The organism is Acinetobacter sp. RF15B (genome assembly GCF_007558235.1).
Taxonomy (GTDB): Bacteria; Pseudomonadota; Gammaproteobacteria; order Pseudomonadales; family Moraxellaceae; genus Acinetobacter; species Acinetobacter lwoffii_C.
This window is the reverse complement of sequence record NZ_VLSR01000001.1, coordinates 80,082-105,825: the sequence shown is the minus strand read 5'-3', so window position 1 is coordinate 105,825 and position 25,744 is coordinate 80,082. Positions and strand designations below refer to the sequence as shown.

At 44.0% G+C, this 25,744-nt stretch carries 27 protein-coding genes; 13 read left to right on the top strand and 14 right to left on the bottom strand.

The genetic code is table 11. The annotated features are described in order from the left end of the window. Window positions 1-30: 30 nt before the first annotated feature. The gene (gene panD / locus E2K74_RS00495) at window positions 31-411 is read left to right on the top strand and encodes an aspartate 1-decarboxylase (protein WP_151204079.1); all 381 of its coding nucleotides are present in this window, start codon (window positions 31-33) and stop codon (window positions 409-411) included. A 75-nt stretch (window positions 412-486) separates the two neighbouring features. On the opposite strand, the gene E2K74_RS00490 is transcribed toward panD, so the two are convergent. The 4 genes from E2K74_RS00490 to E2K74_RS00475 form a co-directional block, all read right to left on the bottom strand. Next, complete coding sequence (locus tag E2K74_RS00490) at window positions 487-1,050, bottom strand: GDYXXLXY domain-containing protein (RefSeq protein ID WP_151205832.1); 564 nt, start codon at window positions 1,048-1,050, stop codon at window positions 487-489. After that, window positions 1,047-2,843, bottom strand: a complete 1,797-nt coding sequence (locus E2K74_RS00485) for a DUF2157 domain-containing protein (RefSeq protein WP_151205831.1) — start codon at window positions 2,841-2,843, stop codon at window positions 1,047-1,049. Before E2K74_RS00485 ends, E2K74_RS00490 begins: the two co-directional genes overlap by 4 nt. 112 nt (window positions 2,844-2,955) lie before the next feature. Further along, complete coding sequence (locus tag E2K74_RS00480) at window positions 2,956-3,567, bottom strand: LysE family translocator (RefSeq protein ID WP_151205830.1); 612 nt, start codon at window positions 3,565-3,567, stop codon at window positions 2,956-2,958. Between the two features lie 49 nt (window positions 3,568-3,616). Next, window positions 3,617-4,102: a DUF1289 domain-containing protein gene (locus tag E2K74_RS00475; protein ID WP_151204075.1), complete on the bottom strand. Its 486-nt coding sequence runs from the start codon at window positions 4,100-4,102 to the stop codon at window positions 3,617-3,619. 188 nt (window positions 4,103-4,290) lie between these two features. Between E2K74_RS00475 and E2K74_RS00470 the strand changes: the two genes are divergently transcribed. From E2K74_RS00470 to E2K74_RS00455, 4 genes are all read left to right on the top strand, one after another. Next, a complete protein-coding gene (locus E2K74_RS00470) occupies window positions 4,291-5,223 on the top strand; it encodes a rhodanese-related sulfurtransferase (protein WP_151204074.1) in 933 nt (310 codons plus the stop codon). Between the two features lie 206 nt (window positions 5,224-5,429). Further along, a complete protein-coding gene (locus tag E2K74_RS00465) occupies window positions 5,430-5,708 on the top strand; it encodes an FUSC family protein (RefSeq protein ID WP_151205829.1) in 279 nt (92 codons plus the stop codon). A gap of 89 nt (window positions 5,709-5,797) precedes the next feature. Continuing rightward, a complete protein-coding gene (locus E2K74_RS00460; RefSeq protein WP_151205828.1) occupies window positions 5,798-6,415 on the top strand; it encodes a DedA family protein in 618 nt (205 codons plus the stop codon). A gap of 29 nt (window positions 6,416-6,444) precedes the next feature. Then, entirely contained in the window at window positions 6,445-6,867 is a 423-nt protein-coding gene (locus E2K74_RS00455) for an ABZJ_00895 family protein (RefSeq protein WP_151205827.1), read from the top strand. Between the two features lie 665 nt (window positions 6,868-7,532). Here the strand turns inward: E2K74_RS00455 and E2K74_RS00450 are convergent. Both E2K74_RS00450 and E2K74_RS00445 read right to left on the bottom strand, forming a co-directional pair. Continuing rightward, window positions 7,533-8,057, bottom strand: coding sequence for a YecA family protein (locus E2K74_RS00450; protein ID WP_151204070.1), 525 nt, complete (start codon window positions 8,055-8,057; stop codon window positions 7,533-7,535). A gap of 71 nt (window positions 8,058-8,128) precedes the next feature. Continuing rightward, window positions 8,129-8,335 carry a PA3496 family putative envelope integrity protein gene (locus tag E2K74_RS00445; protein ID WP_151204069.1) on the bottom strand — a complete coding sequence of 69 codons (207 nt, stop codon included), beginning with the start codon at window positions 8,333-8,335 and terminating at the stop codon, window positions 8,129-8,131. Window positions 8,336-8,708: 373 nt separating this feature from the next. On the opposite strand from E2K74_RS00445, the gene rpoD reads away from it, so the two are divergent. The 6 genes from rpoD to E2K74_RS00415 all read left to right on the top strand — a co-directional run bounded on the left by rpoD (window position 8,709) and on the right by E2K74_RS00415 (window position 15,259). Continuing rightward, a complete protein-coding gene (gene rpoD, locus E2K74_RS00440; protein ID WP_151204068.1) occupies window positions 8,709-10,595 on the top strand; it encodes an RNA polymerase sigma factor RpoD in 1,887 nt (628 codons plus the stop codon). Between the two features lie 113 nt (window positions 10,596-10,708). Continuing rightward, a complete protein-coding gene (locus E2K74_RS00435; RefSeq protein WP_151204067.1) occupies window positions 10,709-10,996 on the top strand; it encodes a YbeD family protein in 288 nt (95 codons plus the stop codon). A 161-nt stretch (window positions 10,997-11,157) separates the two neighbouring features. Next, on the top strand, window positions 11,158-11,817 hold the full coding sequence (gene lipB, locus E2K74_RS00430) for a lipoyl(octanoyl) transferase LipB (protein ID WP_151205826.1): 660 nt from the start codon (window positions 11,158-11,160) through the stop codon (window positions 11,815-11,817). Between the two features lie 74 nt (window positions 11,818-11,891). Then, entirely contained in the window at window positions 11,892-12,425 is a 534-nt protein-coding gene (locus E2K74_RS00425) for a hypothetical protein (protein WP_151205825.1), read from the top strand. Window positions 12,426-12,428: 3 nt separating this feature from the next. Continuing rightward, on the top strand, window positions 12,429-13,613 hold the full coding sequence (locus E2K74_RS00420) for an iron-containing alcohol dehydrogenase (RefSeq protein WP_151205824.1): 1,185 nt from the start codon (window positions 12,429-12,431) through the stop codon (window positions 13,611-13,613). 257 nt (window positions 13,614-13,870) lie between these two features. After that, window positions 13,871-15,259, top strand: a complete 1,389-nt coding sequence (locus E2K74_RS00415) for an APC family permease (protein ID WP_151204063.1) — start codon at window positions 13,871-13,873, stop codon at window positions 15,257-15,259. A gap of 58 nt (window positions 15,260-15,317) precedes the next feature. On the opposite strand, the gene E2K74_RS00410 is transcribed toward E2K74_RS00415, so the two are convergent. From E2K74_RS00410 to rplU, 8 genes are all read right to left on the bottom strand, one after another. Then, window positions 15,318-15,755: a hypothetical protein gene (locus E2K74_RS00410; RefSeq protein ID WP_151205823.1), complete on the bottom strand. Its 438-nt coding sequence runs from the start codon at window positions 15,753-15,755 to the stop codon at window positions 15,318-15,320. Between the two features lie 117 nt (window positions 15,756-15,872). Next, window positions 15,873-16,349, bottom strand: coding sequence for a tRNA (cytidine(34)-2'-O)-methyltransferase (locus tag E2K74_RS00405; RefSeq protein ID WP_151204061.1), 477 nt, complete (start codon window positions 16,347-16,349; stop codon window positions 15,873-15,875). Window positions 16,350-16,529: 180 nt separating this feature from the next. Next, window positions 16,530-17,918 (bottom strand): siroheme synthase CysG, encoded by a 1,389-nt coding sequence (cysG, locus tag E2K74_RS00400; protein ID WP_151205822.1) that lies wholly within the window; start codon window positions 17,916-17,918, stop codon window positions 16,530-16,532. 68 nt (window positions 17,919-17,986) lie between these two features. Next, entirely contained in the window at window positions 17,987-19,258 is a 1,272-nt protein-coding gene (gene serS, locus E2K74_RS00395; protein WP_151205821.1) for a serine--tRNA ligase, read from the bottom strand. Between the two features lie 100 nt (window positions 19,259-19,358). Next, the gene (locus tag E2K74_RS00390) at window positions 19,359-20,099 is read right to left on the bottom strand and encodes an RsiV family protein (protein WP_151205820.1); all 741 of its coding nucleotides are present in this window, start codon (window positions 20,097-20,099) and stop codon (window positions 19,359-19,361) included. 144 nt (window positions 20,100-20,243) lie between these two features. Continuing rightward, window positions 20,244-20,939, bottom strand: a complete 696-nt coding sequence (gene lolA / locus E2K74_RS00385) for an outer membrane lipoprotein chaperone LolA (protein ID WP_151205819.1) — start codon at window positions 20,937-20,939, stop codon at window positions 20,244-20,246. Between the two features lie 684 nt (window positions 20,940-21,623). Continuing rightward, on the bottom strand, window positions 21,624-21,878 hold the full coding sequence (gene rpmA, locus E2K74_RS00380) for a 50S ribosomal protein L27 (RefSeq protein WP_004814861.1): 255 nt from the start codon (window positions 21,876-21,878) through the stop codon (window positions 21,624-21,626). A 19-nt stretch (window positions 21,879-21,897) separates the two neighbouring features. Next, window positions 21,898-22,209: a 50S ribosomal protein L21 gene (gene rplU, locus E2K74_RS00375; RefSeq protein WP_151205530.1), complete on the bottom strand. Its 312-nt coding sequence runs from the start codon at window positions 22,207-22,209 to the stop codon at window positions 21,898-21,900. 439 nt (window positions 22,210-22,648) lie between these two features. Between rplU and sdsA the strand changes: the two genes are divergently transcribed. Both sdsA and E2K74_RS00365 read left to right on the top strand, forming a co-directional pair. Further along, window positions 22,649-23,626, top strand: coding sequence for an All-trans-nonaprenyl-diphosphate synthase (gene sdsA / locus E2K74_RS00370; protein WP_151205818.1), 978 nt, complete (start codon window positions 22,649-22,651; stop codon window positions 23,624-23,626). 15 nt (window positions 23,627-23,641) lie between these two features. Further along, window positions 23,642-25,684 (top strand): site-specific recombinase, encoded by a 2,043-nt coding sequence (locus E2K74_RS00365; protein ID WP_151205817.1) that lies wholly within the window; start codon window positions 23,642-23,644, stop codon window positions 25,682-25,684. Window positions 25,685-25,744 lie beyond the last annotated feature (60 nt).

Here is a 25,744-nt window from a genome sequence, read left to right as displayed (position 1 = left end):
AATCTTAGGTCAACTAAGGGGACGCTAGCCATGCTATCTCGTTTATTAAAATGCAAAATTCACCGCGCTTTTGTTACACATGCAGAATTACACTATGAAGGTTCATGTGCAATTGATGGCGTTTTAATGGATTTGGCTGGCATTCGTGAATATGAAGAAATTCATGTATGGAACGTGACCAATGGTAAACGCTTTACTACTTATGCAATTCGTGGTGAAGATAATTCCGGAATTATTTCGGTGAATGGTGGTGCAGCACATCAGGCCGATGTTGGCGATATCATCATTATTGCCACCTTTGGTGATTTTACTGAAGCTGAAGCCAATGCACATAAACCACGTCTGGTTTATGCAAATCCGGACAATACGGTGAATCACACTGCTAACTGTATTCCAGTACAAGTAGCGTGATTGATCACTCAAGATTCAAAAGCCCGCATCTTGCGGGCTTTTTTATTGCTAAAAATATCTCCCCTCTACAAGAGATCAACTGTCCTGCCACCAGCTTTTACGAGTTTTACAATTCAAGGAGTTAAGCTGCTGATCGACCAGATCCACTAGGACGGCCTCACCATTTTCCTGTACTTTTAATTCAGCAAATTTAGCATTTCGATAACAGGACTCCAGCCCTTCAGCGAACATAAAACTGTTGGCAGCAGGATATAAACTCTCAAAAGTATTACGGGGATTTTTCAAAACAAGCTTGCTAAATGCTGCTGACCCACCAAGAAGCCTTTGATCAAAACTGGTCGTGATCACTCTGCGCTGTTTATCCAGCTGCACATAACTTAGCACCTGGGACTGATTTTCAAAATCGTCAATACGAAGATCCGAAAAAGATCGCTGGCTACTCTGCCTCGCTGCAGCACCAAAATGCAGCTGATAGCTCTGGGCCATATAATCTCCCTGAAGTATAGAGCGCGGATCTACAGGCATCAATTCAACAAACATGCTCTGGCTATTTCTTAAATGCCATTCATGCTGCAAAATCAGCCCACTAAACAAGGCTATATTCAAAATGGCCAAATAAAGAGGAAGAAACTTTTTCATCTGGGCTCTCCTTCTCTACCTTCCAGCATTGGTCGGTTTAAAATATAAGCCAGCAGCAGTACCAGCAGCCCGGATGCAAAAATACTGAGACTTTTAAAAAGAAAGCTTAGACCCAGATTGTAATACAGCATCCATAACCAGAAGACCAGCAGCAAGATGGACAGCGCCTGTATCCAAACGTGCCGATAAACAATCGCCCACGCCATCAGCAGCAGAATTATTAAAATTTCAAAATAGCCCAGCCAGATTAATACTATTCCCAAGACGGGAACCAGCCACAGGAAATGCCGATTAAATTGCTGTTTATATAGCAGAATAAAGCTCAGTAGCCATATTGCCGGTAAAGCATAAAAAACCATGAGATTTTCAAGATAATGATGATCAGCTGGATGAACCACCACCTGCTTAAATAAAGTTTGCAATATCGCCATGGCTGCCAGTATGCAGATCATCCATAACTGTATGCTTTTGCTATAGCGGGATTCCAGCCAATGGCTGGTACTTATTAAAATAACAATGAGAATCAGATAATTGATTGACATTGCAATCAACAACAACTGGTCATGCTGTATTTTTGAATAGAAGGCTGCAATCGCTAAAACATGTGCTATTAATAATTGTAAAACCACCACCCACCAATGCATACGGCTCCGCATACTCAGCAGTGTAATCCCTAGCTGAATCAACCAGATCAGCACCAGGCTATCTGTTAGCCACTCCGTATGAATCAGAACGGCGGCCTGACCACATAGCCACAAACAATACGCAAACTGGCGCAGAAAAACAGAGTTCCTGGTATGAATCAACCAGCAGGCAGCCACGATAAAAACCGCTCCCATAAAAATGGAAAAACTTTTCCAATAGGTCAGTAATAAGGCAGCCAGAATGATTCCAGCAATCCATGCACCTAGCGCCAGTGGAATCACTGAAAACCTGCTTTTGGGGAGGAGCTTCATTAATAAGCCACTGATCCCAGCGAACCAAGCAAAGATCAGTACAGCCAGAACCAGCAAGCCTCCGGCTGATTCCTGAAAATGGGACTTGGTCAGATCCAAGATCAGCACACTCATACTCAGCGCGAGTCCAGCCACCAGCAAACTGGTTTCCAGCTGCTTACGAAGGCTATAAAAATAAGCACTGAATATGAGGGGCAAACTTAATACCGAACCTAAATACCAGATAGAGTTCGAGTTGATAAACTGGACCATGCTCACTATAGAAATTATCACCACAGCCACAATCAACAGATAACGCAAAACCGAATAAAATCGCAGTGCATAGAAAAAGCTAACACCGGTGAGTACATTCAGAGTCAACCAATAGGCAGGCTCGGCACGCTCCATCCAGAAGCTCTGCTTGAAATACAGATACAGTGCCAGCTGGCTAATCACACAAAATAAAGCAAAAACACCAATATTCAGACGATACAACCAAGGCAAGAGCAATAAAGCCCACAGTAAAAAAAGCTGATAACTATCCGCCCCTGTTTGATAAATCTGCCCTATCACCGCTAGGCCTAAGCCCAGCATCAGCCCCACAACACCATCTAGACTTTGTCTTACCATTTCTCGTGCACTAAAGCGTATGCTGAGCAATGCCGAAATCAGCACTAAGGCTTGTGGAATCAGGAGCTGTACCCACTTGGGAAGCATCCACCAGTTCGCAGCCAGCAGATATACAATACTGACAGCGATCAGCCCAATTCCAATGATCTGTAGGTATTGAATAACAGCAGGTTGACTAAATAGCAGGGGTGAAAATGGATGGTCTGACTTTATGATTATTTTAGACATTCTGAGCGGTTCAGTTTTATTTGATTTTACCTTAGCATAATTTTTACTGACTCTTCCAGACAGGATCGTTAAATTTTATTTAGCCAGACCCTTGTTTTTATTGATTTTATACTCAAATTAGCAAACTATACATACCATAAAAGGCAACCATGACCAGAATCACACCACACCCTGCCAGCAAATACGGATAAAAACGAGAGTGCGATAAACGGTTAAAACCTAAATACACAATAGATAAGCAAAGAAAGTCCAGTACAACCCAGCTTAAAATCAAAATGATTAAACTCAAATCAAGATTTGGCGTAATCCCGATAAATTGCGGAAAAAAGGCAGCGAAGAAAAGAATATCTTTAGGGTTGGAAATTCCGACCAGAAAGCCGCGACGAAAACCGCCGGATGCTGCCGACAGAGACTGATGTCCCTGTGCTACCTGACCTTGCCAAACTTCTCGGAAAATCTGCAAGCCCAGATAGCCAATATATATGCAGCCCAATAGCTTGATAACATCCCACCATTGTTCATTAATGAGCAGCAAGCCCTTTAGACTGAGTACTGATAGAGCAATGAGCACCAACGAAGCCAGGTTGGTTCCAAAAATAGTCTGTAATGCATGCCGATAACCACCTTTTAAACCAGCACTGGCGACCAGCAACATAACAGGCCCAGGCGTAGCGATCATCATTACGACCGCCAGACAGTACAGCATATATTCACTGATATTCATCCGATTCCTCAGCGATACTTACTCTATTTTTATATTAAAAAAAGAGGACTTAGTCCTCTTCTTGTAAATGAATCAAATGCTGGCCAATGCTATCAGCCCGTAAAAAGGCCAAGTCATAACTGGCTTGGGCCAAGGCCAGCACCCGACGTTCAAACTCCTGCCAAAGAGGACGCACTTGCTTATAATGAATGCCCAGCCCGCTTTCATCGGTGAAATGGCGGTTCTTTTCACACAGCTTTAAAGCATGATACAACTTTCGACCTTTGCTGGCATCATCACGCAAACGTACACGTTTGGAACGGACAAAGTTTTCTACATGCTTTAAATCAGCATGGGGCAGCATCGGCACTAAAATCTGGTCTAACTGTATATCTAGCCGCTGCCAGACCACGCTATGCTGGTCAGCAGTATAAGTATTCCACTGAATGACTTCATGATTAAAACGGCGACAGCCACGACAGACCGCATCTCCAAATACGGTAGAACAACGCCCTGCACAAGGGGTTAAAGATGCAATACGACGATCCGAACTCAAAACTTACTCCAACTGTGCTGCAATTTTTAGCATTTGCATCATTGTCCCAAAATCTTGGGTCGGCATGACTATACACGCTCTCCTGAATGAATTGAAGCCTGTTAAAAGCCGGTGTTTTACTCGCTTATTCACCCGAATCACGTTAAAATATGCGCCTTTTAAACTATCATGCTACGTTGGAGTATTCCATGAACGCTACTGTAGAACAGCTTGCACCTGTAGAACAGCAAGCGACGACTGGTTGGGTTGTTGCCGCACTTTATCAATTCAAAGAAGTTCAGAATCCTGCGGATCTGCAACAACGTCTTTTGGACTTGGTAAATACCATCAACCTTTGCGGTACTCTGATTGTGGCAGGTGAAGGCATTAACGGCACAGTGGCGGGTGACCGTGCTGCCATTGATCAAGTTCATCAGTTCCTGCTTGATGAGGGTTTTGAACAGATGGAATATAAAGAGTCACACAGCTCTGACAAACCCTTCCGGAAAATGAAAATCAAGCTGAAACAGGAAATCGTGACCTTGGGCGTAGAAGTGAAACCACGCGATTTGGTCGGCCACTATCTGGACCCTAAAGAATGGAACGAGCTGATCGCACGTGATGACGTGATTCTCGTCGACACCCGTAACGATTACGAATATAAAGCCGGTACATTTAAAGGTGCGATTGATCCGAAAACTGAAACTTTCCGTGAATTCCCGGAATACGTAAAAAATAATCTGGAACAGCACAAAGATAAGAAAATTGCCATGTTCTGTACTGGCGGAATTCGCTGTGAAAAATCAACTTCTCTCTTGCTTCAAGAAGGCTTTACCGAAGTTTATCACCTGAAAGGCGGCATCTTAAAATATCTGGAAGAGACACCACCTGAAGAAAGCATGTGGGAAGGTGAATGTTTCGTATTTGATGGCCGTACTGCGGTCACACATGGCATGGAAGAAGGCCAGAACACCAAATGTCACGCCTGTGGCTGGCCGTTGAGTCCAGAAGAAGTAGCACTGCCGAGCTATGAACATGGTGTTTCCTGCGTGTACTGCATTGATAAAACCACCGAGAAGCAAAAAGAAGGTTTCCGCATGCGTCAATCGCAAATTCTGGCGGCAAAACGTAAACGTCTTTAAACCAAGCTTTGTAAACAAATATATATAAGCCCTCTTCGGAGGGCTTTTTATTTACATAAAAACACATCTGCAATAAAAAGCTTACTAATTATTTACCAAGACACGCATTTTTTTCAGATCAAGCTTGCTAGTCTTATAATCAAGCATGATTAAGCATCTAAGTCTTTCATTAATAACTAAATATTTAAAATGAAAAGGAACGTAAAATGACGAGTTCACTTGCACCGGATTCTGAAAATATTATCAGATTCCAGACTCAAGAAAATATAAAATTACAGCGAATGAATCAGGTTAGTGAGGAACTGGAACGCCAGTCACATTTATTTATTGTCATTCTAGGTACCGTGATTGGAGCAATTTTAGCCCTGTTTGTCAGTTATCACATTAATGCTACCGCGGTACATTTTTTATTGCTAAGTGTTTTACCGATCTGTTTGGCCTATCTATTACGTAAAGTTTATATCTACACCTTAAGTCACAGTTAATTGCTGCGATCTCAGTTATATATCTCAACTTTACTGTATAAAAAATACTCCTTAGCATATAGGGGTTATTTTTTATTGACTTATTTACCATGAATCTAACCGAATGGATTATCTCTGTCATGGAAAAACTGGGCTACCTTGGTATTGCCCTGCTGATGTTTCTAGACAATGTTTTCCCTCCTATTCCCTCTGAAATCATTATGCCCTCTGCAGGCTATTCAGCTTCTCAAGGCCAATTGCTTCTAAGCGGAGTAATTATTGCTGGCTCTTTCGGTTCCTTAATCGCTGCCGCTCTCTTGTACTGGATTGGCTATAAATTCAATCATGACAGTATTTTCAAATTCGTCGACCGTTATGGCAAACTCCTGTTTATCAAATCCAAAGATGTCAAAACCTCTCTGCAATGGTTTGAAAAGTATGGGCATCGGATTGTATTTTTTGGCCGCATGGTGCCTGCTGTACGCTCCCTGATCAGTATTCCTGCTGGCATGAGCGGTATGCCTTTCTGGAAATTCATGTTCTATAGCAGTTTAGGAACGGTCATCTGGACCACATTTCTGGCCTGTGTCGGTTTTTATTTTGGTGAGAACCAGCAACTGATGCAGCAAATCTTCAGCAAAGTTAGTTATGTAATCCTCGCTATCGTCCTAGTGCTGATTAGCTGGATATTATACCGTAGACACCAGCGTAAAAATCAGCCATCCTGAATCAGACTCTACAAAAGGAGGCTAGAACAATGTCGCATTATCTAAAATATTTTGCCACTATTTATCTTGCCTTGATGATACTGATTGGCATCCTCATCTATATATTGAATCTGGGAGTCATTATCCTGATCCCGGCCCTGATTGCTGCGGCTTTCCTGAGTGCCCGCCATTTTGTAAAAACACAACAGCGTTTACCAAGTAAAGAAGAGAAAAGTAAACTGGTGTGGGGATCGACCACCATCGCGATGGCCTTCGGTTTTATTTTTCTATTTGTCATGATCTGGCTTCATCCACAAACTGAAGAAGTTTTCCGAACCACAGCTTATGCAGGCAGAGGCCCAAATTCATTTCTGGTCGCCGCCCTGATTGGCTTACATGGCTTAGTCTTTCATATTGCTTATAATGGCTATGCCCGCTACAGTCTGGCCAAATTGCTAAAGAAATCTACTTAAAACTGGCCTTTTCTTGGATGGGTGTCAAAATACTGACTGGTATCAAATGACACTCATCCAGTTTATGCCAATGTATCTTGCTGAATATTATAATTCTTAGATTAGCATTTTAATAAAACAGCAAAATTCACTGACCTTCTTCCTTCAGGTTAAGTGGACACAATACATATCCTATTTAAGATAATAAAGTCGATTGACACTTCATCGATGTTTGCGACATGCAAGATAGATCCGGCAAGATTTTTAGCTGACATGAGGCAGGAAATTTCGCCCTTTTAACTGGAGGATGCATAACAAAATAGCAGCAAAAAATATGCTAATTGATCCTCTACGCAGTATGACTGCCATATGGGCTGCTGATGTAGCAACCTCGATCAAATTTGTACACGAAGCAACGCTTACCCAGTAAGGGAGGAGAAAAAAAGCTGGTTTGAGCCTGTCTCGGGAGTCAGTGTACTGCTGAGCCTGAGCATCATGGTTGTTGTAACTGGTATTCCAAGAGAGAAATCTTACGCGAGATGCTGTACCGCCCTTATGTTTCGGCGAGTTCAGCAAAAATAACCTTAAAGCCATTCAGATAAAGTCACAACTAAAACCATTGGCTTATCACTAGAATAGCGAGACATAAAAAAAGCACCCAGTGGTGCTTTTTTTATTTTACCGAATTATTCTGGTGTGTGATACATCAGATATAACTCATTCAGGTTTTCCGGAATTTCTTCTGCAAGTTCATCCATAAGTTGACCATTGCGACGGAAAGACTCCATTTGCGGATCTTCTTCATCAATGCCACTAAACACCATAATTGGCAGAGTCAAATCTACCAGCTGTTCTTCAAACTCTTCAGTGAACCAGGCTTCTTCGTTCAGGAACATGGCGTCAACAAAACCTACACTCCAGTCCCCCAGACTAGAGTCGGTATCTGCTTCTTCAATCTCGAAGGGGAAACTGATTCCTTCTTCGTTGGCCAAGCTTTGACGAATTGCCTCTAACCATGTTTTTACCTGATTGATGATTTCTGCAGGTACTTTTTTCTGGTTACCTTCAAACAGCTCATCTAACCATTTGTCGAACTGCGGGCCCACAGCAATTGCACACAGGAAACCATGAGTTGCTGCAAAATCCAGACCATACTCATTTTGGTCGCCATCCAGATATTCACTCAACTGGTCTAAATCTAAAGCACTCATTTCATATCCAAACTTAGAAAACCGAAGGGTTTAGCATAGCATTTATTCAGTCCATGCTAAATCCAAATCGGCTAATCTTCCTCATCGAAATCGTCATCATCGTCAAAGTCGTAGTCAAAATCTTTGAGTTCACGTTCCAGTCGGCGCTGAGACAACAACTCATCGATCAGACGGCGTTTTTCCAATGATTCTTTCGCACTCAGCTTACTTGATGCTTCATCAAAATTAACGTCATCATCACCGTAGCTATCATCTAGCTCAAAATCTGTTGAAGACACTAAAACTACCTCGTAGTGAAAAATATAATGGGTCTAGGCGCTATTTATCTTGCCTTCTAAAACTTGTCAAGTTTTATTTATATATTTTGTATGTGTATACCAATTGGCTCTTGTTTTTCTACTACATAATTGTGTATTAATTAGCATATTAGGTATCGAATGTTTTTTATCCACCAGATAAAAGACATTTCTATAAAATAAGATCAGGAAATGCACTTGAAAAGATAAACTTAGGCCTAATATTCATATTCAATTGTACTTTCAAACATTTTGATAAAATCATGCTTGACTGATCAATTCCAAAATTATTTCAGTGAATTGTGCTATGATGCACGGTTTTTCACTGCCACAGATTCAACGAGAGTAAGCAAAGATGAGCGATATGACTTCCCCTACTTCTCAAGTAGCGGCTCTGATTAGCCGAGGCAAAGAACAAGGTTACTTAACCTTCGCTGAGGTTAACGATCATCTCCCGGACTCCATCACAGAAAGCGAACAGATTGAAGACATCATTCAAATGCTGAATGACGTGGGTATTCCTGTCCATGACCGCGCTCCTGAATCTGATGATGCGATGTTTGAGGATAATGCAGAAGCTGCCGATGAAGTTGCAGAAGAAGAAGCTGCAGCGGTACTTGCATCTGTAGAAAATGAACCAGGTCGTACCACTGACCCTGTGCGCATGTATATGCGTGAAATGGGGACGGTTGAGCTCTTAACGCGTGAAGGCGAAATTAGCATTGCAAAACGGATTGAAGAAGGTATCCGTGACATTCTGCACTCGATTGCTTACTGGCCAAATGCAGTGGGCGTTGTACTCCAAGAATATAAAGATTATGAAGCCGGCGAACGTCGTCTGGCTGACATTCTGTCAGGGTATTTAGACCCTGAAACTGATGAAGCAATTCCAGAAGTTATCGAAGAGGAAGCTGAGCTTCCAGAGGAAAAAGCATCTGCCGCCAAGTCCACCAAAGAAGTAAAACTGGATGATGACGAGGAAGAGGAAGAAGCTGAAACTGAAGAGGAATCTGAAGCAGATTCAGGTCCGGACCCAGAAATTGCCAGAGCCCGCTTTACTGAACTTTCAGATGCCTGGAAAAACACCAAGGCGGTTCTGGAAAAACACGGCCGCAATAGTAAAGAAGGCGAAGAAGCCCTGCAAGCGCTCGCATCTGTGTTCATGATGTTCAAATTTACACCGCGCCTGTTTGATCTGATTTCTGAAATGATTCGTGGTACGCATGAGCAGATCCGTAGTGCAGAACGTGAAGTGATGCGTTATGCAGTCCGTCGTGGCCGTATGGATCGTACCCAGTTCCGTACGACATTCCCGGGCCAGGAATCAAATCCAGCCTGGTTAGATGAGCAAATCGCAAAAGCACCTGCTGATCAGAAAGGCTATCTGGAAAAAGTTCGTGCTGACGTACTGGCCTTCCAGCAAAAAATTGCAGATATTGAAAATGAGCTTGGCTTAAGCGTTCGTGACATCAAAGAGATTGCGAAACGTATGGCAGTAGGTGAAGCAAAAGCGCGTCGTGCCAAGAAAGAAATGGTGGAAGCGAACTTGCGTCTGGTGATTTCGATTGCCAAGAAATACACTAACCGCGGCTTGCAGTTCCTAGATCTGATTCAGGAAGGTAACATCGGTCTGATGAAGGCTGTAGACAAGTTCGAATACCGTCGTGGTTACAAGTTCTCGACCTATGCCACCTGGTGGATTCGTCAAGCGATTACCCGTTCAATCGCAGACCAGGCGCGTACTATCCGTATTCCAGTACACATGATTGAAACTATAAACAAGATCAACCGTGTATCGCGTCAATTGCTTCAGGAAATGGGCCGCGAACCGACTCCTGAAGAACTGGGCGAACGTCTGGAAATGGACGAGGTTAAAGTACGTAAAGTACTGAAAATCGCCAAAGAGCCGATTTCGATGGAAACACCAATCGGCGATGATGAAGATTCGCATCTGGGTGATTTTATTGAGGATAGCAACATCACTTCACCAGTTGATGCAGCAACCTCAGAAGGCTTGAAAGAAGCAACCCGTGAAGTTCTGGAAAATCTGACTGAACGTGAAGCGAAAGTCCTGAAAATGCGTTTCGGTATCGACATGCCAACGGATCACACGCTGGAAGAAGTCGGTAAACAATTTGACGTAACCCGTGAACGTATCCGTCAGATTGAAGCGAAAGCACTACGTAAATTACGCCACCCTTCCCGTTCTGAACACCTGCGTTCATTCCTGGAAAACGACTAATTCTTAACGCGTGATGGAGACTTGAAAGATTGCTATGGGTCTCCATTATATATTTAAGAGAATCTCAAAGCCTGCTCTTTTGCAGGCTTTGTCTATAAAATTTGAGGTGAACTATGATAGACCGCACCCCATCTCGCGAACTCCGTGAAGATCTTTGGGTATTTCCAATGGACTACCCAATTAAACTCATTGGTAATGCAGGTACAGAATTGCACGGTGCTGTCGTAGAAATTTTAGTGAAGCATTTTCCTGAATTTGACCAGACGACTTTAAAAGTGCAGCCGTCGCGTACAGGTAAATATCACTCTATTACTGCGCAGCTTCGCTTTGAAGAGCTTGACCAAGTTCATGCGCTTTATGCGGATCTTGCAGCTTGCGAACATATTCGCACAGCGCTGTAATCAGCATAATAAAAAAGCACGCAAATCCGCGTGCTTTTTTATGCGCCTTGCTCCACGGGCCACAATAAAAATAGAACTCGGAGCCTACCCTATTGCTCTATTGGCCTTGCAATTCATTATAATGAATCTGATAAATTTGACCCAAAAAGGACTTTCACAGCGTGGCTGAAACTGTTCAAAAACCTGAATTGATTATCCGTCAGTACAACCAGCTGACGCCTTATGAAGACCGTTTTCTGGAAATGAAACATTTTACCGAAAACCGTGATGCTCATACCCCGGATGAGCTGTGGATTTTACAGCACCATGATATATTAACCCAAGGTCAGGCAGGTAAACCGGAACATATCCTGATTCCTAGTAATATTCCTGTTATACAAACAGATCGTGGCGGTCAGGTCACCTGGCATGGTCCGGGGCAGCTGGTGGCCTATTTTATGTTTGACCTAAATCGTCTCGGCTGGAATGTGCGTACACTGGTGTCCTATGCCGAACAGCTGATGATTGACCTGTTAAAAAAATATGGTATAGAAGCCTATGCCAAAGCTAATGCACCAGGTGTTTATGTCGCAGAACGCAAGATAGGTTCTTTGGGCTTTAAAATCCGTAAAGGGCGTTCTTACCATGGCCTGGCACTCAATATTGACTGCGAATTGACCGGCTTCCAGACCATCAATCCCTGTGGCTACGCTGGTCTGGAAATGGTTCGAATCCATGATCTGCTGAATCAGCCGCCGACATTTGCCGACTTGTGTCAAGATATTATTGAAAATTTAAGCAGCAGCGGTTACTTTACACACATTAATATTGAACAAAAATAAAGCCTTTGCATTTCACCTTTAAATAAATTAGAGTATTTACTCTAAACAAATAATACCAAGATAAGGATTATCATGTGATTGCGAAGAAATCCGTAAAACCTGCTTTGCAGCTTGCCTATGTCAAACTGATGATGGATATCATCGGTCGCGGTCTGGTCATGGCCAGTCAGGTGGATGCAGAAATCCAACAGGAAATTACCCAGTTTCCTGCCAATTTTAGCCTTTCAATGAACGTATTTCCGAATGGCCCGGCCTTTGTTGCCAGAGTGACTGAAAACCATCAACTGGAGTTGGTGAAGAACAGTAAGATTAAACCCGATCTCACCATTACCTTTAAGCATTTACACCATGCCTTTCTGGTATTTTCTTTTCAGGAAAGTACTTCACAGGCTTTTGCCAATGACCGGATGATTGCGGATGGCGATATTTCCAATGCGATCCGTCTGGTACGCTGCCTCAATAAAATGGAAGCGTTGATTTTACCGAAATTAGTGGCCGAACTGGCTGTCAAAGAATATCCAAGCGATTTGAGTTTAAAAGAAAAATTAACTGGAGCTGCCAATATCTATCTCAAAGTAGCCCAATCTTATTTCAAGCGGAGTGCATAACCCATGGCTAAACCATATTACGAATTTTTCTGCCCGGTCAAAATCATTGCCGGTCATGCCGCGTTAGAACATATTCCATTTGAACTGGCTACCTTGGGAGCAAAGCGTCCACTGATCATTACCGATAAAGGGGTACGCGCCAACAATCTGCTTATACCGATTGAAGACGCTTTTGAATCTGCCGATGCCGTGATTGCCGGCATTTTTGATGATGTTCCGCCAGATTCGAGTCTGGAAACAGTACGCAAGGCTGCAAAGTTATATCGTGATCAGAACTGTGATGCCATTATTGCAGTTGGGGGCGGTTCAGTCATTGATACTTCAAAAGCGACCAATATTCTAGTCTCTGAAGGAGGTAATGATTTACTGAAATACTCAGGCGCACATAACCTGCCTAAACCGCTCAAGCCTTTCTTTGTGATTCCGACGACCTCAGGCACTGGCTCAGAAGTGACCATGATCGCTGTTGTGTCAGATACTGAAAAGAATGTCAAAATGCCGTTTGCCTCTTATTATCTGATGCCGCATGCAGCAATTCTTGATCCGCGCATGACCCAAACGCTCCCCCCACATCTTACAGCAATGACAGCGATGGATGCCATGACCCATGCAGTAGAGGCCTATACCTGCATGGCAGCCAATCCAATTTCAGATGCTTATGCCACCGCAGCGATTAAAAAGATTAGCGCACACCTGTTTAATGTTCTGGACACGCCAACCGATGCACAAGGACGCTTAGAGCTGGCTCAGGCATCGACCATGGCCGGTATTGCCTTTTCTAACTCTATGGTGGGACTGGTTCACTCACTCGGTCATTCCTTAGGTGCGGTCGCGCACCTGCCGCATGGTTTATGTATGAACCTGTTCCTGCCTTATGTGCTGGAATACAACAAAGAGGTCAATGGAGAGAGAATTGCCGATTTACTTCTGCCTCTGGCCGGTGCAGATATTTATGCACAAACACCAGCGCATTTACGTGCTGATAAAACCATCGCGATGATTATGACAATGCGTGACCGCATTTATAGTCTGACTAAATTACCGCGGACTTTAAGTGAAACCGGCAAAATTTCTGAAGCACAACTGGATGAAGTGGCTGAAAAAGCCCTGAATGATGGGTCAATCATTTACAACCCGAAAGAAGCCACGCTAGAAGATTTGAAATCTATCTTAAAAAAGGCTTGGTAATTACTGAAAAATAAGCCAATATAGCGAAAATTTTAGCCTGATGTTTTTTTAAACATCAGGCTTTTATCTTGCATGAACGCTATTTTTTAACAAACAGCATATTTTTGCAGTTCTAAAGTTAAAAATAGCTAGTAAAAGCCATCATTTTGGAATAGATTGGCGCACTTTTACAGAAAAATGTAGGGGGGATCGTTCGTCTCAAACGATCCTTATTTAATATGACTGATCCTTGATCAACGATTAAGAGGATAACGCCGTTGACTAATTTCTCTGGGACTCAATCGGCAGCTAAACTGCAAAAAACGCTAGGACTCTGGCACATCATTATTATTGGTTTGGCTTATATTCAGCCAATGACCTTATTTGATACTTTCGGTTTAGTATCAGAAGCAAGTCACTTCCATGTTCCTACTTCTTACATCATTGCCCTGATTGCAATTTTGTTTACTTCGATCAGTTATGGTCATATGATCCGTCGCTACCCCTCTTCGGGTTCAGCCTATACCTATGCGCAAAAATCAATTCATCCAAATATTGGCTTCATGGTCGGCTGGTCGTCATGGTTGGATTATCTGTTATCACCGATGGTCAATATCATCCTGGCGGTCATTTATCTGAAGGCCTTGTTCCCGGATATTAACCCTTGGGTTTGGGTGGTAGCTCTGACGGCCTTTATGACCGGGATCAACCTGCGTGGTGTGCGTTTTGTCGCTAACTTTAACAGTATGATTGTGTTGATCCAGTTAATCGTGATTGCGGCCTTTACCTGGATGGTATATACCAAGCTCCAGGCCGGTTTCAATGCTGAAGGTCTAATTACTGCGGAACAGCGTTATCAGTTATGGAGTATGGAACCGTTCTGGAATGAATTAACCTCGGTCGGTGCCCTGATTACAGGTGCTACCCTGCTATGTTTCTCTTTCACCGGATTTGACTCTTTAAGCTCACTGGCGGAAGAAACCAAAGATACCGAGAAAACCCTGCCTAAGGCAATTTTCTTAACCGCTTTAATTGCCGGTGTGATCTTCATTATCAGTACCTACTTCATGCAGCTCTATTTCCCGTCAGCACCGGGGACTTACTTTAAGAATATTGCCGAGACCCAGCCAGAAATTCTGTTACTGGTCGGTGGCTCGCTGTTCCAGTCTTATGTACTGGCATTTGCGATCGTAACGGTGATGGCATCCGGCATTTCTGCACATGCCGGTGTATCGCGTTTAATGTATGTGATGGGTCGCGATGGTGTAATCAACAAGAAAATCTTTGGTCATATCAGCCCACGTAACTTCACCCCGTCTTACAATATTATGATTGTGGGTGCTGTGGCGCTGACTGCGGGCTTCATGGATCTGGATATCGTGATTTCCATGATCAGCTTTGGTGCATTGACTGCATTTACTTTTGTAAACCTGTCTGTCATTTCACGCTATGCTTTGCGTGATGGCCGGACCAAAACAGCAAAAGATATTTTCAGCTTTGTGGTTATTCCTCTACTGGGCTTCATCAGTGTTTTTGCCATGTGGCTGGAAATTGAAGAAACTGCATTGAAATATGGTTTATGGTGGGCGATGTTTGGTATTTTGTACTTGGGTTATAGAACCAAGGGCTTTAAGCACCCAGCTCCTCAACATAACGAATTTGAATAATGTTTAACTTTAAAAAAGGCGCTTGATGCGCCTTTTTTAGGCTTGGATTTTGCTGTGCTCAGTGTAAACGGCAATCAAAGCCCATCTTGGTATTGACCCGATTATTCTGATAACCCAGTTTTTCAATAAACCCGTCACGATTCGACAAGAGTTTCTGGTCTTCGGGGCGTAAACGGGCTTTATTTTCAACCATGAGCTGATACATTTCATTGACCACTTGTTGGAAAATATCACAGACTTCCTGACGTTTGGACTGCTTCAGTTTACGTCCATGCCAGGTCCATTCAAAATCATCACGCTGAAGTGATTGCCCCCACTGCTCAATACGAAGATTTAAACGCTGCTGCATCTCTGCCAGACTCTGCTGCACTTCTGCCTGAGTGATAGGCTGAATCTTTTCTGGCGCTGCTACTGTTTCCTCTTGAGCATGAAGCGGTAAAGCGGTCATTCCCAAATATAGGCCGAGGGACAGTGTTAAGATCGGCTTCAGACACATATCCTTGTTATTTCCGTTGCTTTTATTCAGCTTATCATAACAAATGAAGCCAAGAGGAGGATGAGTACCAAGGAAATAAAAAAGCTGCCCTTAAGCAGCTTGTCATGCATCCAAAGATTAAAGAGCTTTAAAACCCTGCTGACGCCAGGCTTCATAGACAATCACGGCAGTGGCATTCGACAGGTTCAAACTACGGGAGTTTTCAGCCATCGGCAGACGAATCCAGTGCTTTTGTGGGAACATCAAACGTACCTGTTCAGGCAGGCCTCGGGTTTCAGGCCCCATGAGTAGCGCCACCGGGCGGTTTAAATCTGAGGTATGCGGCGTTTCAAAACCTTTGGTGGTCAGCGGATAAACCGCATCAATTCCCACACCCTTGCTGGCCAGATCAGCCAGACAATCTTCGATATTGTCCCAGATCTGTAGATTGGCATATTCATGATAATCTAAACCAGCCCGTTTCAGTTTTTTATCATCCAGCTCAAATCCTAGCGGTTTGATCAAATGTAATTGTGCGCCGGTATTGGCACACAGGCGAATGATATTCCCTGTATTTGCAGGAATTTCTGGTTCATAGAGAACGACATGGATCACTTTTATTCACTCAATATTTTAAATATAGACACAGGGTTTAGCTGATGTATCGGATCTAAACATTGTTCCTGCATAGTTTTTTACAGATATAACAGATCAAGGGCATCAAGTATCGCTCATCTTATACAAGACTTGCGACCTGCGCTGAAGCAATCAATTAACGCTCTGATAGAGCTACAATCACGCCTCAGCGCGCTCCTGCCATTGCAACTTTTCACGCAAGCGGACCACCTCACCAATAATGGTCAAAGTCGGGGCCTGTATTTGATGTTCGGATACTTGAGCTGCAATATTTTGCAGGGTTCCCACTACAACTTTCTGCTCGGGTGTGGTGCCTTTAGACACCAAAGCCACAGGCATATCCGGACGCTGACCATGTGCAATTAACTTTTTGCAAATAGTTTCCAGTCCAATCAGACCCATATACAACACCAGTGTCTGATTTTCATAAACCAGCTCAGACCAAGGCAGTTCAGGTGAACCTTCTTTTAAATGTCCGGTCAGAAAACGTACACTTTGTGCATAATCACGATGAGTCAGTGGAATTCCGGCATAGGCTGAACAGCCCGATGCAGCTGTAATCCCCGGAACCACCTGAAATGGAATACCTGCAGTAAAGAGCTCTTCAATCTCTTCACCCCCTCGCCCGAAAATAAAAGGATCTCCCCCTTTTAAACGGCAGACCCGCTTGCCTTCACTGGCATATTTCACCAGCAAGGCATTAATTCCTTCCTGTGGAACGGCATGATTGGAACGCGCCTTACCAACATAGACTTTTTCTGCATCACGGCGGCACAGCTCCATAATCGGTGCCGAGACCAGACGGTCATAGATGACGACATCCGCTTGTTGCATCAAACGCAGAGCCTTGAGGGTCAAAAGCTCCGGATCACCTGGTCCCGCTCCGACCAAATAGACTTCACCTTTCGGTTGCTGCCATTCATTTAAGGTTTGCTCAATCAAGCGATCCGCTTGGGCCAGATTGTCATTAAATACGTGTTCTTTCAGCGGACTGGCGTACAGGTCTTCCCAGAAAATCCGGCGTTTATCCGGATTGCTAATTTTGGCTTTCACCGCAGCACGCCATTTTCCAGAAAATTCAGCCAGTTTCCCCATGCCATGCGGAATGACTGCCTCTAGCTGGGTACGGATCTGGCGAGACAGCACAGGCGATGTGCCATTAGTCGCCACAGAAATCACCAAAGGGGAACGGTCAACAATCGCCGGTACCATAAAACGGCAATGCGGCGGATCATCAACACTGTTGACCAATACATTTTCAGCTTCACAGGTTGCAAATACCTGCTGATTAGTATCGGCTTCATCGGTCGCCGCAATCACCAAACGGTATTGGCGCAGCGGCAGGTCGACACTAAAACGTGCCTGTACATACTGCCCAGCGGACTGCTGCACAATCTCCAGCAAAGCCGTTTCAATTTCAGGAGCAATCACATCAATGATCGCCCCGGCTTTCTGCAGCAATAATGCTTTCCGGTAGGCAATATGCCCACCACCGACAATCAGACAAGGTTGCTGCTGCAACTTTAACGAGATTGGAAAAATATCCACGGATTACCTCAAAACTTTAAATCTGACTGTCTATACCTTGATGCTGCACAAAATGCTGTGTACCGACCTTAGTCGATATAGCTTACCCCACCCATATATGGGCGCAATACTTCCGGAATCTCGATTGAACCATCAGCACGCTGATAGTTTTCCATAACCGCCAGCAAGGTACGACCCACAGCCAGACCTGAACCATTCAAGGTATGCACAAATTCAGTTTTTTTCTGGTCAGCACGGTAACGCGCTTTCATACGGCGTGCCTGGAAATCTCCCATATTTGAACATGATGAAATTTCACGGTAAGTATTTTGGCTTGGCACCCAGACCTCCAGGTCATAGGTCTTGGTTGCACCAAACCCCATATCGCCCCCACACAGGATGATTTTACGGTATGGCAGACCTAAGGCTTGTAAAATACCTTCTGCATGACCGGTTAGCTCTTCCAAAGCCTGCATAGAGGTTTCAGGTTTTACGATCTGCACCATTTCTACTTTGTCGAATTGGTGCTGACGGATCAGACCACGGGTATCGCGGCCATAAGAACCTGCCTCACTACGGAAACATGGCGTATGCGCTGCATATTTCAGGGGCAGACGTTCTGCATCAATGATTTCATCACGTACAAAGTTGGTCACTGGCACTTCAGCAGTCGGAATCAGATAAAATTCTTTTTCACCTTGCAGCTTAAATAAGTCTTCTTCAAATTTTGGCAACTGGCCTGTACCACGCAGGGAATCCGCATTGACCAGATACGGAACATAGGCTTCGGTATAACCATTTTGCAGGGTATGCGTATCCAGCATAAACTGGGTCAGCGCACGTTGCAGACGCGCCAATGGTCCTTTTAATACACTAAAACGTGAACCGGTTAATTTGGTCGCTGTTTCAAATTCCAGACCGCCCATCATTTCACCAAGGTCAGTATGGTCTTTGATTTCAAAGTCGAAGGCGCGTGGTGTACCCCAAGTCAGGACTTCTACGTTGTCATTTTCATCCTTACCTTCAGGCACGGATTCATCCGGCAGGTTTGGAATAGACAGGGACTTTTCTTCGAGTTCAGCTTGCAGCTCAGCCAGCGCAATTTCAGCCGCCTTGATTTCATCACCAATCGCCGCCATACGGGTCATGATCTCAGAAGCGTCACCGCCTGCTTTTTTGATCTGACCCACTTGCTTGGCACCCGCATTACGCTCAGCTTGCAAGGATTCAGTTTTGGACTGAATCTCTTTACGGCGGGCTTCCAGTGCAGCCCACTCTTCTACATTCAGTTGCACGCCACGTTTTGCCAAGGCTAGATTTACAGCCTCAATATTATTTCTGACTAATTTTGGGTCGATCATAACCAATCTTTGGATAAGAAAAAAACTGGCTATAGTGTAAGCTTTTAACGTTAAAAAATACAGTGATCAAGCCAATAGCTGGGGGTTATTAGAGCAATATTTAAGGGCGCTCTTTGGACACAGCTGGCAAATATCGTGGCTGAAGAATACCGTTTAACTGTGAATAAGGCACTTTTAATTCCAGCACTCCCTGGGCGCCCAGACTCAACTCACTCTGCGGATAAACCAGTACCAGTCCCTGCCGATCCAGATAATAATTATCACTCAACTTAAGCTGTGACTGTTTAACTTTTCCTTTCTTTAATTTGTTTGGATATTGCAGATCTACAACATTCATGAGTTCTGCCTCTCGCGTAGTCAACATGATCTCATGCAAAGCCAGACGCTTTTTATGCTCCAGATCTAAATTGATATATTCCTGATGCTGAATACGCCGACCAGAAGCTTTGGCCAGATGGCTGCTTTCCAGCACAAAGGTAGCAATCGGCCCCTGCTGCCCCACATAACTGACCCGAATCCTGCGCTGGTCTATAAGTCTGGATTGAGCCTGAGCAGATACCAGCGGACTAAAGGCAACCGGTTCAGTACGTTTGATCCGCTCGATAAAATATTGGTCAATCCACGGGATATGGGTGTCTACGGTAGATAGATCAAAGCGGACACAGCCTTCTTTGTCACAGACCATCGGAGCAGCCTCCTGAACAGGTACTGTTTTGGCCTCAATTTGTATCTCGTCTTTTTGTGCCTTATTTTGAGATCCAGGCTGGCAACCGTATAAACCCAGCATGAAGACACTGCTGATTGACAGCCAGCGTAGGATATAAAATGGATATTGCTTCATCCCAGGCTCCTTATCCTTCAGCGCTTGTCACCTATTTCAAGCCAAATTCTTCTATCTCTCTAAAATATGGCTGCTTTCAAATTGCACTGTACATATCAAAAAAGCAACCCGTAGGTTGCTTTTAACTGTATTTATTCATCCAGCTTATTGATCAATAATGTCCGTTCCCTTTGGCGGGGTAAAGTTAAAGGTGGAGGCCGGAATACTGCTATTCACTTTTACATTATTAAAGCGGATATGGGTCGTCTGTCCTAAAGAGTCCTGTAAAATCATCAGAGTAGGTGCTTTATTCGCGCCAAAACTGATGGTCAGACTTTCAAAGACACCATCGGTATTTTTGGGATACAGCGTATAATAAGTCTTGCCTTTGTTCGGCTGGGTCACACGATAAGACTGCATGATCTGACTGGTATTACCGGACAATAATAATGCAGGCGTGTTTGCTACCTGTTCATCCAGACTCTGACGTACTGCTTGTTGCAGGTCGGGGTCATAAATCCAGACGGTTTTACCCGTGGTCGCAATGGTCTGTTTCGATGGGCTTGACGTTTCCCAATAGAATTTACCCGGACGTTCTACCTTCATTACCCCTTTAAAGGTCTGATTCATATGCTGCGCGGTCAGCCCTTTATTCTGGGTGGTTTTAGGAGCGGTCAGCTTGGTGGTCTGCTCAAAGTTTGCAGTCAGACTACGGATATGGTTCAGCTGTTTGATCAGGCTGGTAGTGGCCTGTTGCTCCGAAGCCGCTACTGGCGCAGCAAACACGGTTGTACTCATGACCGGCCCTAAAGTGACTGCACCCAAGGCCATCGCACATACGGTTTTACGAAGCATTTGCATAATTTCACCCTTATATTTGCGTCAGCGCAATTTATTCAATGTCTCATCTTAAACGAAAATAAAAAGCTAAAATGATAGAAAATAAGAATTTTTGTATGGTTATTAATTCGAAATTGATTTTTTTGTTCATCATGATGAAGAAAAATTAACAATCACAAAGAAGCTCCTGCTCATTTCGGAGCTTCTTAAAATGCTCGTTAGTTTATGGGTCTAGCCGCTATTTCTTTTATCATCCCCAGAAAAGCTCGTGCCAAAATAACCCAATTGATCATAGTGACCAGTTTATAGACATATTAATGGTTTTCAGTTAGACCACTCAAGCCGATGACACTCTTGTTCACTTCCCCCCCATGTTTCAACGCTGATACTCAGCCCAGCATATTGAAACCGACCTCTGTAGGCTGTGTATTACCTTTGAAGCAAGCCTTGATCAAAGTTTTTTCAAAATTTTATTCATATCCCTATTCTATTTTTATACTTTTTGCTTTTAATTACCCACCTTAAAACAGGTAATTCAAATCACGTTTAATTCTGTATTTAAAACTCTTTTATCATGAATAGTTTCAAATTACGGGTTATTTTTCTTGTAAACTGGTAATTATTGAATGTTAGTTCAGCTGTGTTTAATAGTTCAGTTAACATAAAAAAACCCGCAAAATTTGCGGGTTTTATTTCTATTAAAGCTTAAGCTTCAACAGATACGTAGCGACGACCGAATTGGCCTTTCACTTCGAATTTTACTACGCCATCAGCAGTAGCAAATAAAGTATGGTCACGGCCCATACCTACGTTTACACCAGCATGGAATTCAGTACCACGTTGACGAACGATGATGTTACCTGCAGTTACAGTTTGACCACCGTAAACTTTAACACCTAACATCTTAGGATTCGAATCACGACCGTTCTTAGTCGAACCACCGGCTTTTTTAGTTGCCATGTCTATTTACTCCTAGTAATTAGCCTGAGATACCAGTAATTTTCAACTCGGTGAACCATTGACGGTGACCTTGTTGCTTACGGTAGTGCTTACGACGACGCATTTTAACAATACGGATTTTGTCGTGACGACCATGGCTAACCACTTCTGCAGTTACTTTAGCGCCAGCTACAACTGGAGCACCGATTTGAATGCTCTCACCGTTTACAAGCATAAGTACGTCGTCAAACGTAATCGTTGCACCAGTTTCAGCTTTCAATAATTCAACTTTAAGGGTTTCGCCCTCAACTACACGGTGCTGTTTACCACCGCTTTGGATTACTGCGTACATAATGTACTCCAAATATGCCCGTGTCGTCGTGCCGATAAAGGAATATACCGATCTTAAAACGAACGCCACTGGGGGTTGCACAAGGGCAAGGATTTTAAGGGATATTTAAGAAAACAACAAGCCATTTCAGGCAAATAGTGCGATGTAAACTCACTGAAAATTTTAACAATTTAATTATGCTCATAAAATCAATTACTCATCTATGAGCTAATAAAAAATGATAGCGAGAAACAGTCAATTTTAAGTAATATAGCCAACCTATAAAATTCAAAGACATGCAAAGTCAGGCAAAAATTTTTAGGCGAAAATGCCTGATCCACTCAAAGAAGCATGATAAAAGCTGATTTGTAGTGGAGTTTATGCATTTCTTATGTTTCACTCATGTTATAAATTGTTAAACTACGCGCTGCGATTTACCGAATTAGAGGTTTTCTTTGAAATGACCATCGACTTTAAGCAAGATATTCTCGCTCCAGTGGCTAACGACTTTGCTGCGATGGACACATTTATTAATGAAGGGATTACTTCAAAAGTTGCTTTGGTTATGGCGGTTAGCAAACATGTGGTGGAAGCTGGCGGTAAACGCATGCGCCCGATCATGTGCCTTTTGGCAGCTAAAGCCTGTGGTGCAGAAAACCTGGAACAACACCGCAAACTGGCTGCGATCATTGAAATGCTGCATACCGCCACGCTGGTTCATGATGATGTCGTAGATGAATCTGGCCTGCGCCGTGGCCGACCGACCGCCAATGCCACCTGGGATAACCAGACCGCGGTTCTGGTTGGAGACTTCCTGATTTCACGCGCCTTTGACCTGCTGGTTGATCTGGACAATATGGTCCTGCTCAAGGATTTCTCGACTGGTACCTGTGAAATCGCAGAAGGTGAAGTCCTGCAACTACAGTCTCAGCATCAGCCAGATACCACAGAAAAAACCTATTTAGATATTATTCACGGCAAGACTTCCCGCCTGTTTGAACTGGCGACCGAAGGAGCAGCCATTCTGGCTGGTCAGTCTGCATTTCGTGAACCTTTGCGGAAATTTGCCGGCCATTTTGGCAATGCCTTCCAAATTATTGACGATATTCTGGATTACACTTCCGATGCTGAAACCTTAGGCAAAAACATTGGCGATGATCTGATGGAGGGCAAGCCGACCCTACCACTGATTGCAGCCATGCAGAATACCACTGGCGAAGATCATGAAGTTATTCGCCGTAGTATTGCCACTGGTGGTACCGAACATTTGGCACAGGTGATTAGCATCGTCAACAGTTCAGGAGCGTTGGATTATTGCCGCCAGCGTGCGACTGAAGAAACAGAAATTGCAATTTTAGCCTTGAACGCCTTGCCTGACTCAGAGTATCGTCAGGCCCTGATCAATCTGGCCAAACTGGCGCTAAACCGTATTCAATAATGACCTTTCCTGCCTATGCATATTAATTTTGTTGATCTTTTTAAAAGTATGCAGTACCAGCTTGAGCAACCTCAGGTGGTACTGGATGAAAACCTGCTAATCCAGCTTGTAGAGCGTATAAGGCCAGAGGACAGCAGAGATACCGAAGAGATCGAAGCAAAGTTTAATATCTTTATTCGCGCACTGTTACTGACTCCCAATGCAGTATCGACCTTACAGACCTTTACCTTAAGAATTATTAACCGTTACAAGCAGACCAGCCTGTTTTCCGATACTGGTATCCTGTCGCTGGACGGTTTCTGGAACCAGCTGAACCAGCGGATTGGAGCGCATATACTGCCGATCATTCCAGATCATCGAAACCTGCAAGAACTGTTCCGCAAGATCTTTTATTTGCGTACTGATCAATACTGGCTGGATTATTTTGATGAAGCCGACTGGCAGCGACTGTTTTCGGTCATGAATCAGGGACATTCCAATCAGCAGGAAAAAACCCGTATTAAAGATGAAATCATCAAAGCCCTGACTATTCTATCTTACCGGATCAGTGGTATTGGCTTGCATCCAGAATTCATTAATGCCCAACCTGAACTCATGGAATATGAATCACCTTTTCTGGTACAGAACCGTGAGATCAACGAATTTATCCAGGAATATAAAAAACGCTATAACACGGTTAAGCTGGTGGATTCGATTACCCCCCCGGATGCCTCACAAGCGCTGGTGATGTTGGAACAATGTCATGATGTAGTCGCCAAGATTCGCCGTTCTACTAAACGGATTGGAGTCAGTGTCAGCCTGACCTATATGCTGGCCTTGCTGGAACAGTGTCTGGAACGCGTTGAAATTTTACTCAACATGGTCATGGATGAGGATGACCTGCGTTATCAGTCTATTGGGCTTTTTATTGCAGATATTACCGAAGCCATTTATAGCGAGCGCAGTGTCCGTGCCTTGCTGGCAACCAATAGTGAATTACTGGCCTTACAAGTCACTGAAAATGCCAGCAAAACCGGCGAGCATTATGTCAGTACGGACAAGCAAGGCTTTCTGGGCATGTATAAGTCAGCGGCTGGTGCGGGTGCCATCATTGCCATCATGGCAACGCTCAAAATATTGATGGCCCGGGTCAGTATGGCACCGCTGATGCAAGCTTTTAGCTATAGCATGAACTATTCTTTAGGTTTTATGCTGATCCATGTGCTGCATTTTACCGTGGCGACCAAACAGCCCGCGATGACCGCAGCCGCCCTAGCCACCACCGTCCAGCAGCGCAAAGGCGCGAAAATGGCCCGAATCGCCGAGCTGGCCGCCCTGATCGTGAATATTATCCGCACCCAGTTTGTGGCAATTTTGGGAAATATCTCGATTGCCATTCCAGTGGCCGCCCTGATTACTCTGATGTGGGAAGTCGCCTTGCATGAACCGCTGCTGACCCATGCCAAAGCAACCACCACTTTACATAGTCTGAACCCTTTTACTTCTCTGGCGATTCCTCATGCTGCCATTGCCGGGGTTTGCCTGTTCCTGTCAGGGCTGTTGGCCGGTTACTTTGACAATATGGCCGTCTACCGCAAAGTCGGTCCACGTCTCAAAGCGCATGTGCGTTTGTCTCAGCTGATGGGCCACGAGCGTCTGCAACGCTTTGCTGACTATATAGAGCGCAATCTTGGCGCACTAGCGGGTAACTTTCTGTTCGGGATCATGCTGGGCAGTATGGGGACCATCGGTTTCATCCTCGGTTTACCTTTAGACATCCGTCATATTGCCTTTGCCGCAGCAAACTTCATTCAGGGTCTGCTCAGTATTAATGGACCGGATATTGGACTGATCATCGTTTCTTTTCTGGGGGTTTTGCTGATTGGCCTGACGAACCTGTTTGTCAGCTTTACCCTGACGATTATTGTGGCTTTACGTGCCCGTCGGGTTCGTTTTGAACAGTGGAAACCTCTCGCAAAATTAGTGATGACTCACTTCCTGACCCGGCCAAGCGATTTCTTCTGGCCACCTAAGCAAGAGATTGAAATTGACGAAAATCATACATCGACTAAAACTTAAAACTGCGACAATTATCCGAGCTTTATAGAGAGAATTCCTTAATAAATAAAAGGAATTCGC

What these genes read in the sequence shown, in the direction of transcription:
- panD (WP_151204079.1), top strand. Translation starts at nt 31, where the DNA reads ATGCTATCTCGTTTATTAAAATGCAAAATTCACCGCGCTTTTGTTACA.
- E2K74_RS00490 (WP_151205832.1), bottom strand. Translation starts at nt 1,050, where the DNA reads ATGAAAAAGTTTCTTCCTCTTTATTTGGCCATTTTGAATATAGCCTTG.
- E2K74_RS00485 (WP_151205831.1), bottom strand. Translation starts at nt 2,843, where the DNA reads ATGTCTAAAATAATCATAAAGTCAGACCATCCATTTTCACCCCTGCTA.
- E2K74_RS00480 (WP_151205830.1), bottom strand. Translation starts at nt 3,567, where the DNA reads ATGAATATCAGTGAATATATGCTGTACTGTCTGGCGGTCGTAATGATG.
- E2K74_RS00470 (WP_151204074.1), top strand. Translation starts at nt 4,291, where the DNA reads ATGAACGCTACTGTAGAACAGCTTGCACCTGTAGAACAGCAAGCGACG.
- E2K74_RS00465 (WP_151205829.1), top strand. Translation starts at nt 5,430, where the DNA reads ATGACGAGTTCACTTGCACCGGATTCTGAAAATATTATCAGATTCCAG.
- E2K74_RS00460 (WP_151205828.1), top strand. Translation starts at nt 5,798, where the DNA reads ATGAATCTAACCGAATGGATTATCTCTGTCATGGAAAAACTGGGCTAC.
- E2K74_RS00455 (WP_151205827.1), top strand. Translation starts at nt 6,445, where the DNA reads ATGTCGCATTATCTAAAATATTTTGCCACTATTTATCTTGCCTTGATG.
- E2K74_RS00450 (WP_151204070.1), bottom strand. Translation starts at nt 8,057, where the DNA reads ATGAGTGCTTTAGATTTAGACCAGTTGAGTGAATATCTGGATGGCGAC.
- rpoD (WP_151204068.1), top strand. Translation starts at nt 8,709, where the DNA reads ATGAGCGATATGACTTCCCCTACTTCTCAAGTAGCGGCTCTGATTAGC.
- E2K74_RS00435 (WP_151204067.1), top strand. Translation starts at nt 10,709, where the DNA reads ATGATAGACCGCACCCCATCTCGCGAACTCCGTGAAGATCTTTGGGTA.
- E2K74_RS00420 (WP_151205824.1), top strand. Translation starts at nt 12,429, where the DNA reads ATGGCTAAACCATATTACGAATTTTTCTGCCCGGTCAAAATCATTGCC.
- E2K74_RS00410 (WP_151205823.1), bottom strand. Translation starts at nt 15,755, where the DNA reads ATGTGTCTGAAGCCGATCTTAACACTGTCCCTCGGCCTATATTTGGGA.
- serS (WP_151205821.1), bottom strand. Translation starts at nt 19,258, where the DNA reads ATGATCGACCCAAAATTAGTCAGAAATAATATTGAGGCTGTAAATCTA.
- E2K74_RS00390 (WP_151205820.1), bottom strand. Translation starts at nt 20,099, where the DNA reads ATGAAGCAATATCCATTTTATATCCTACGCTGGCTGTCAATCAGCAGT.
- lolA (WP_151205819.1), bottom strand. Translation starts at nt 20,939, where the DNA reads ATGCAAATGCTTCGTAAAACCGTATGTGCGATGGCCTTGGGTGCAGTC.
- rpmA (WP_004814861.1), bottom strand. Translation starts at nt 21,878, where the DNA reads ATGGCAACTAAAAAAGCCGGTGGTTCGACTAAGAACGGTCGTGATTCG.
- rplU (WP_151205530.1), bottom strand. Translation starts at nt 22,209, where the DNA reads ATGTACGCAGTAATCCAAAGCGGTGGTAAACAGCACCGTGTAGTTGAG.
- sdsA (WP_151205818.1), top strand. Translation starts at nt 22,649, where the DNA reads ATGACCATCGACTTTAAGCAAGATATTCTCGCTCCAGTGGCTAACGAC.
- E2K74_RS00365 (WP_151205817.1), top strand. Translation starts at nt 23,642, where the DNA reads ATGCATATTAATTTTGTTGATCTTTTTAAAAGTATGCAGTACCAGCTT.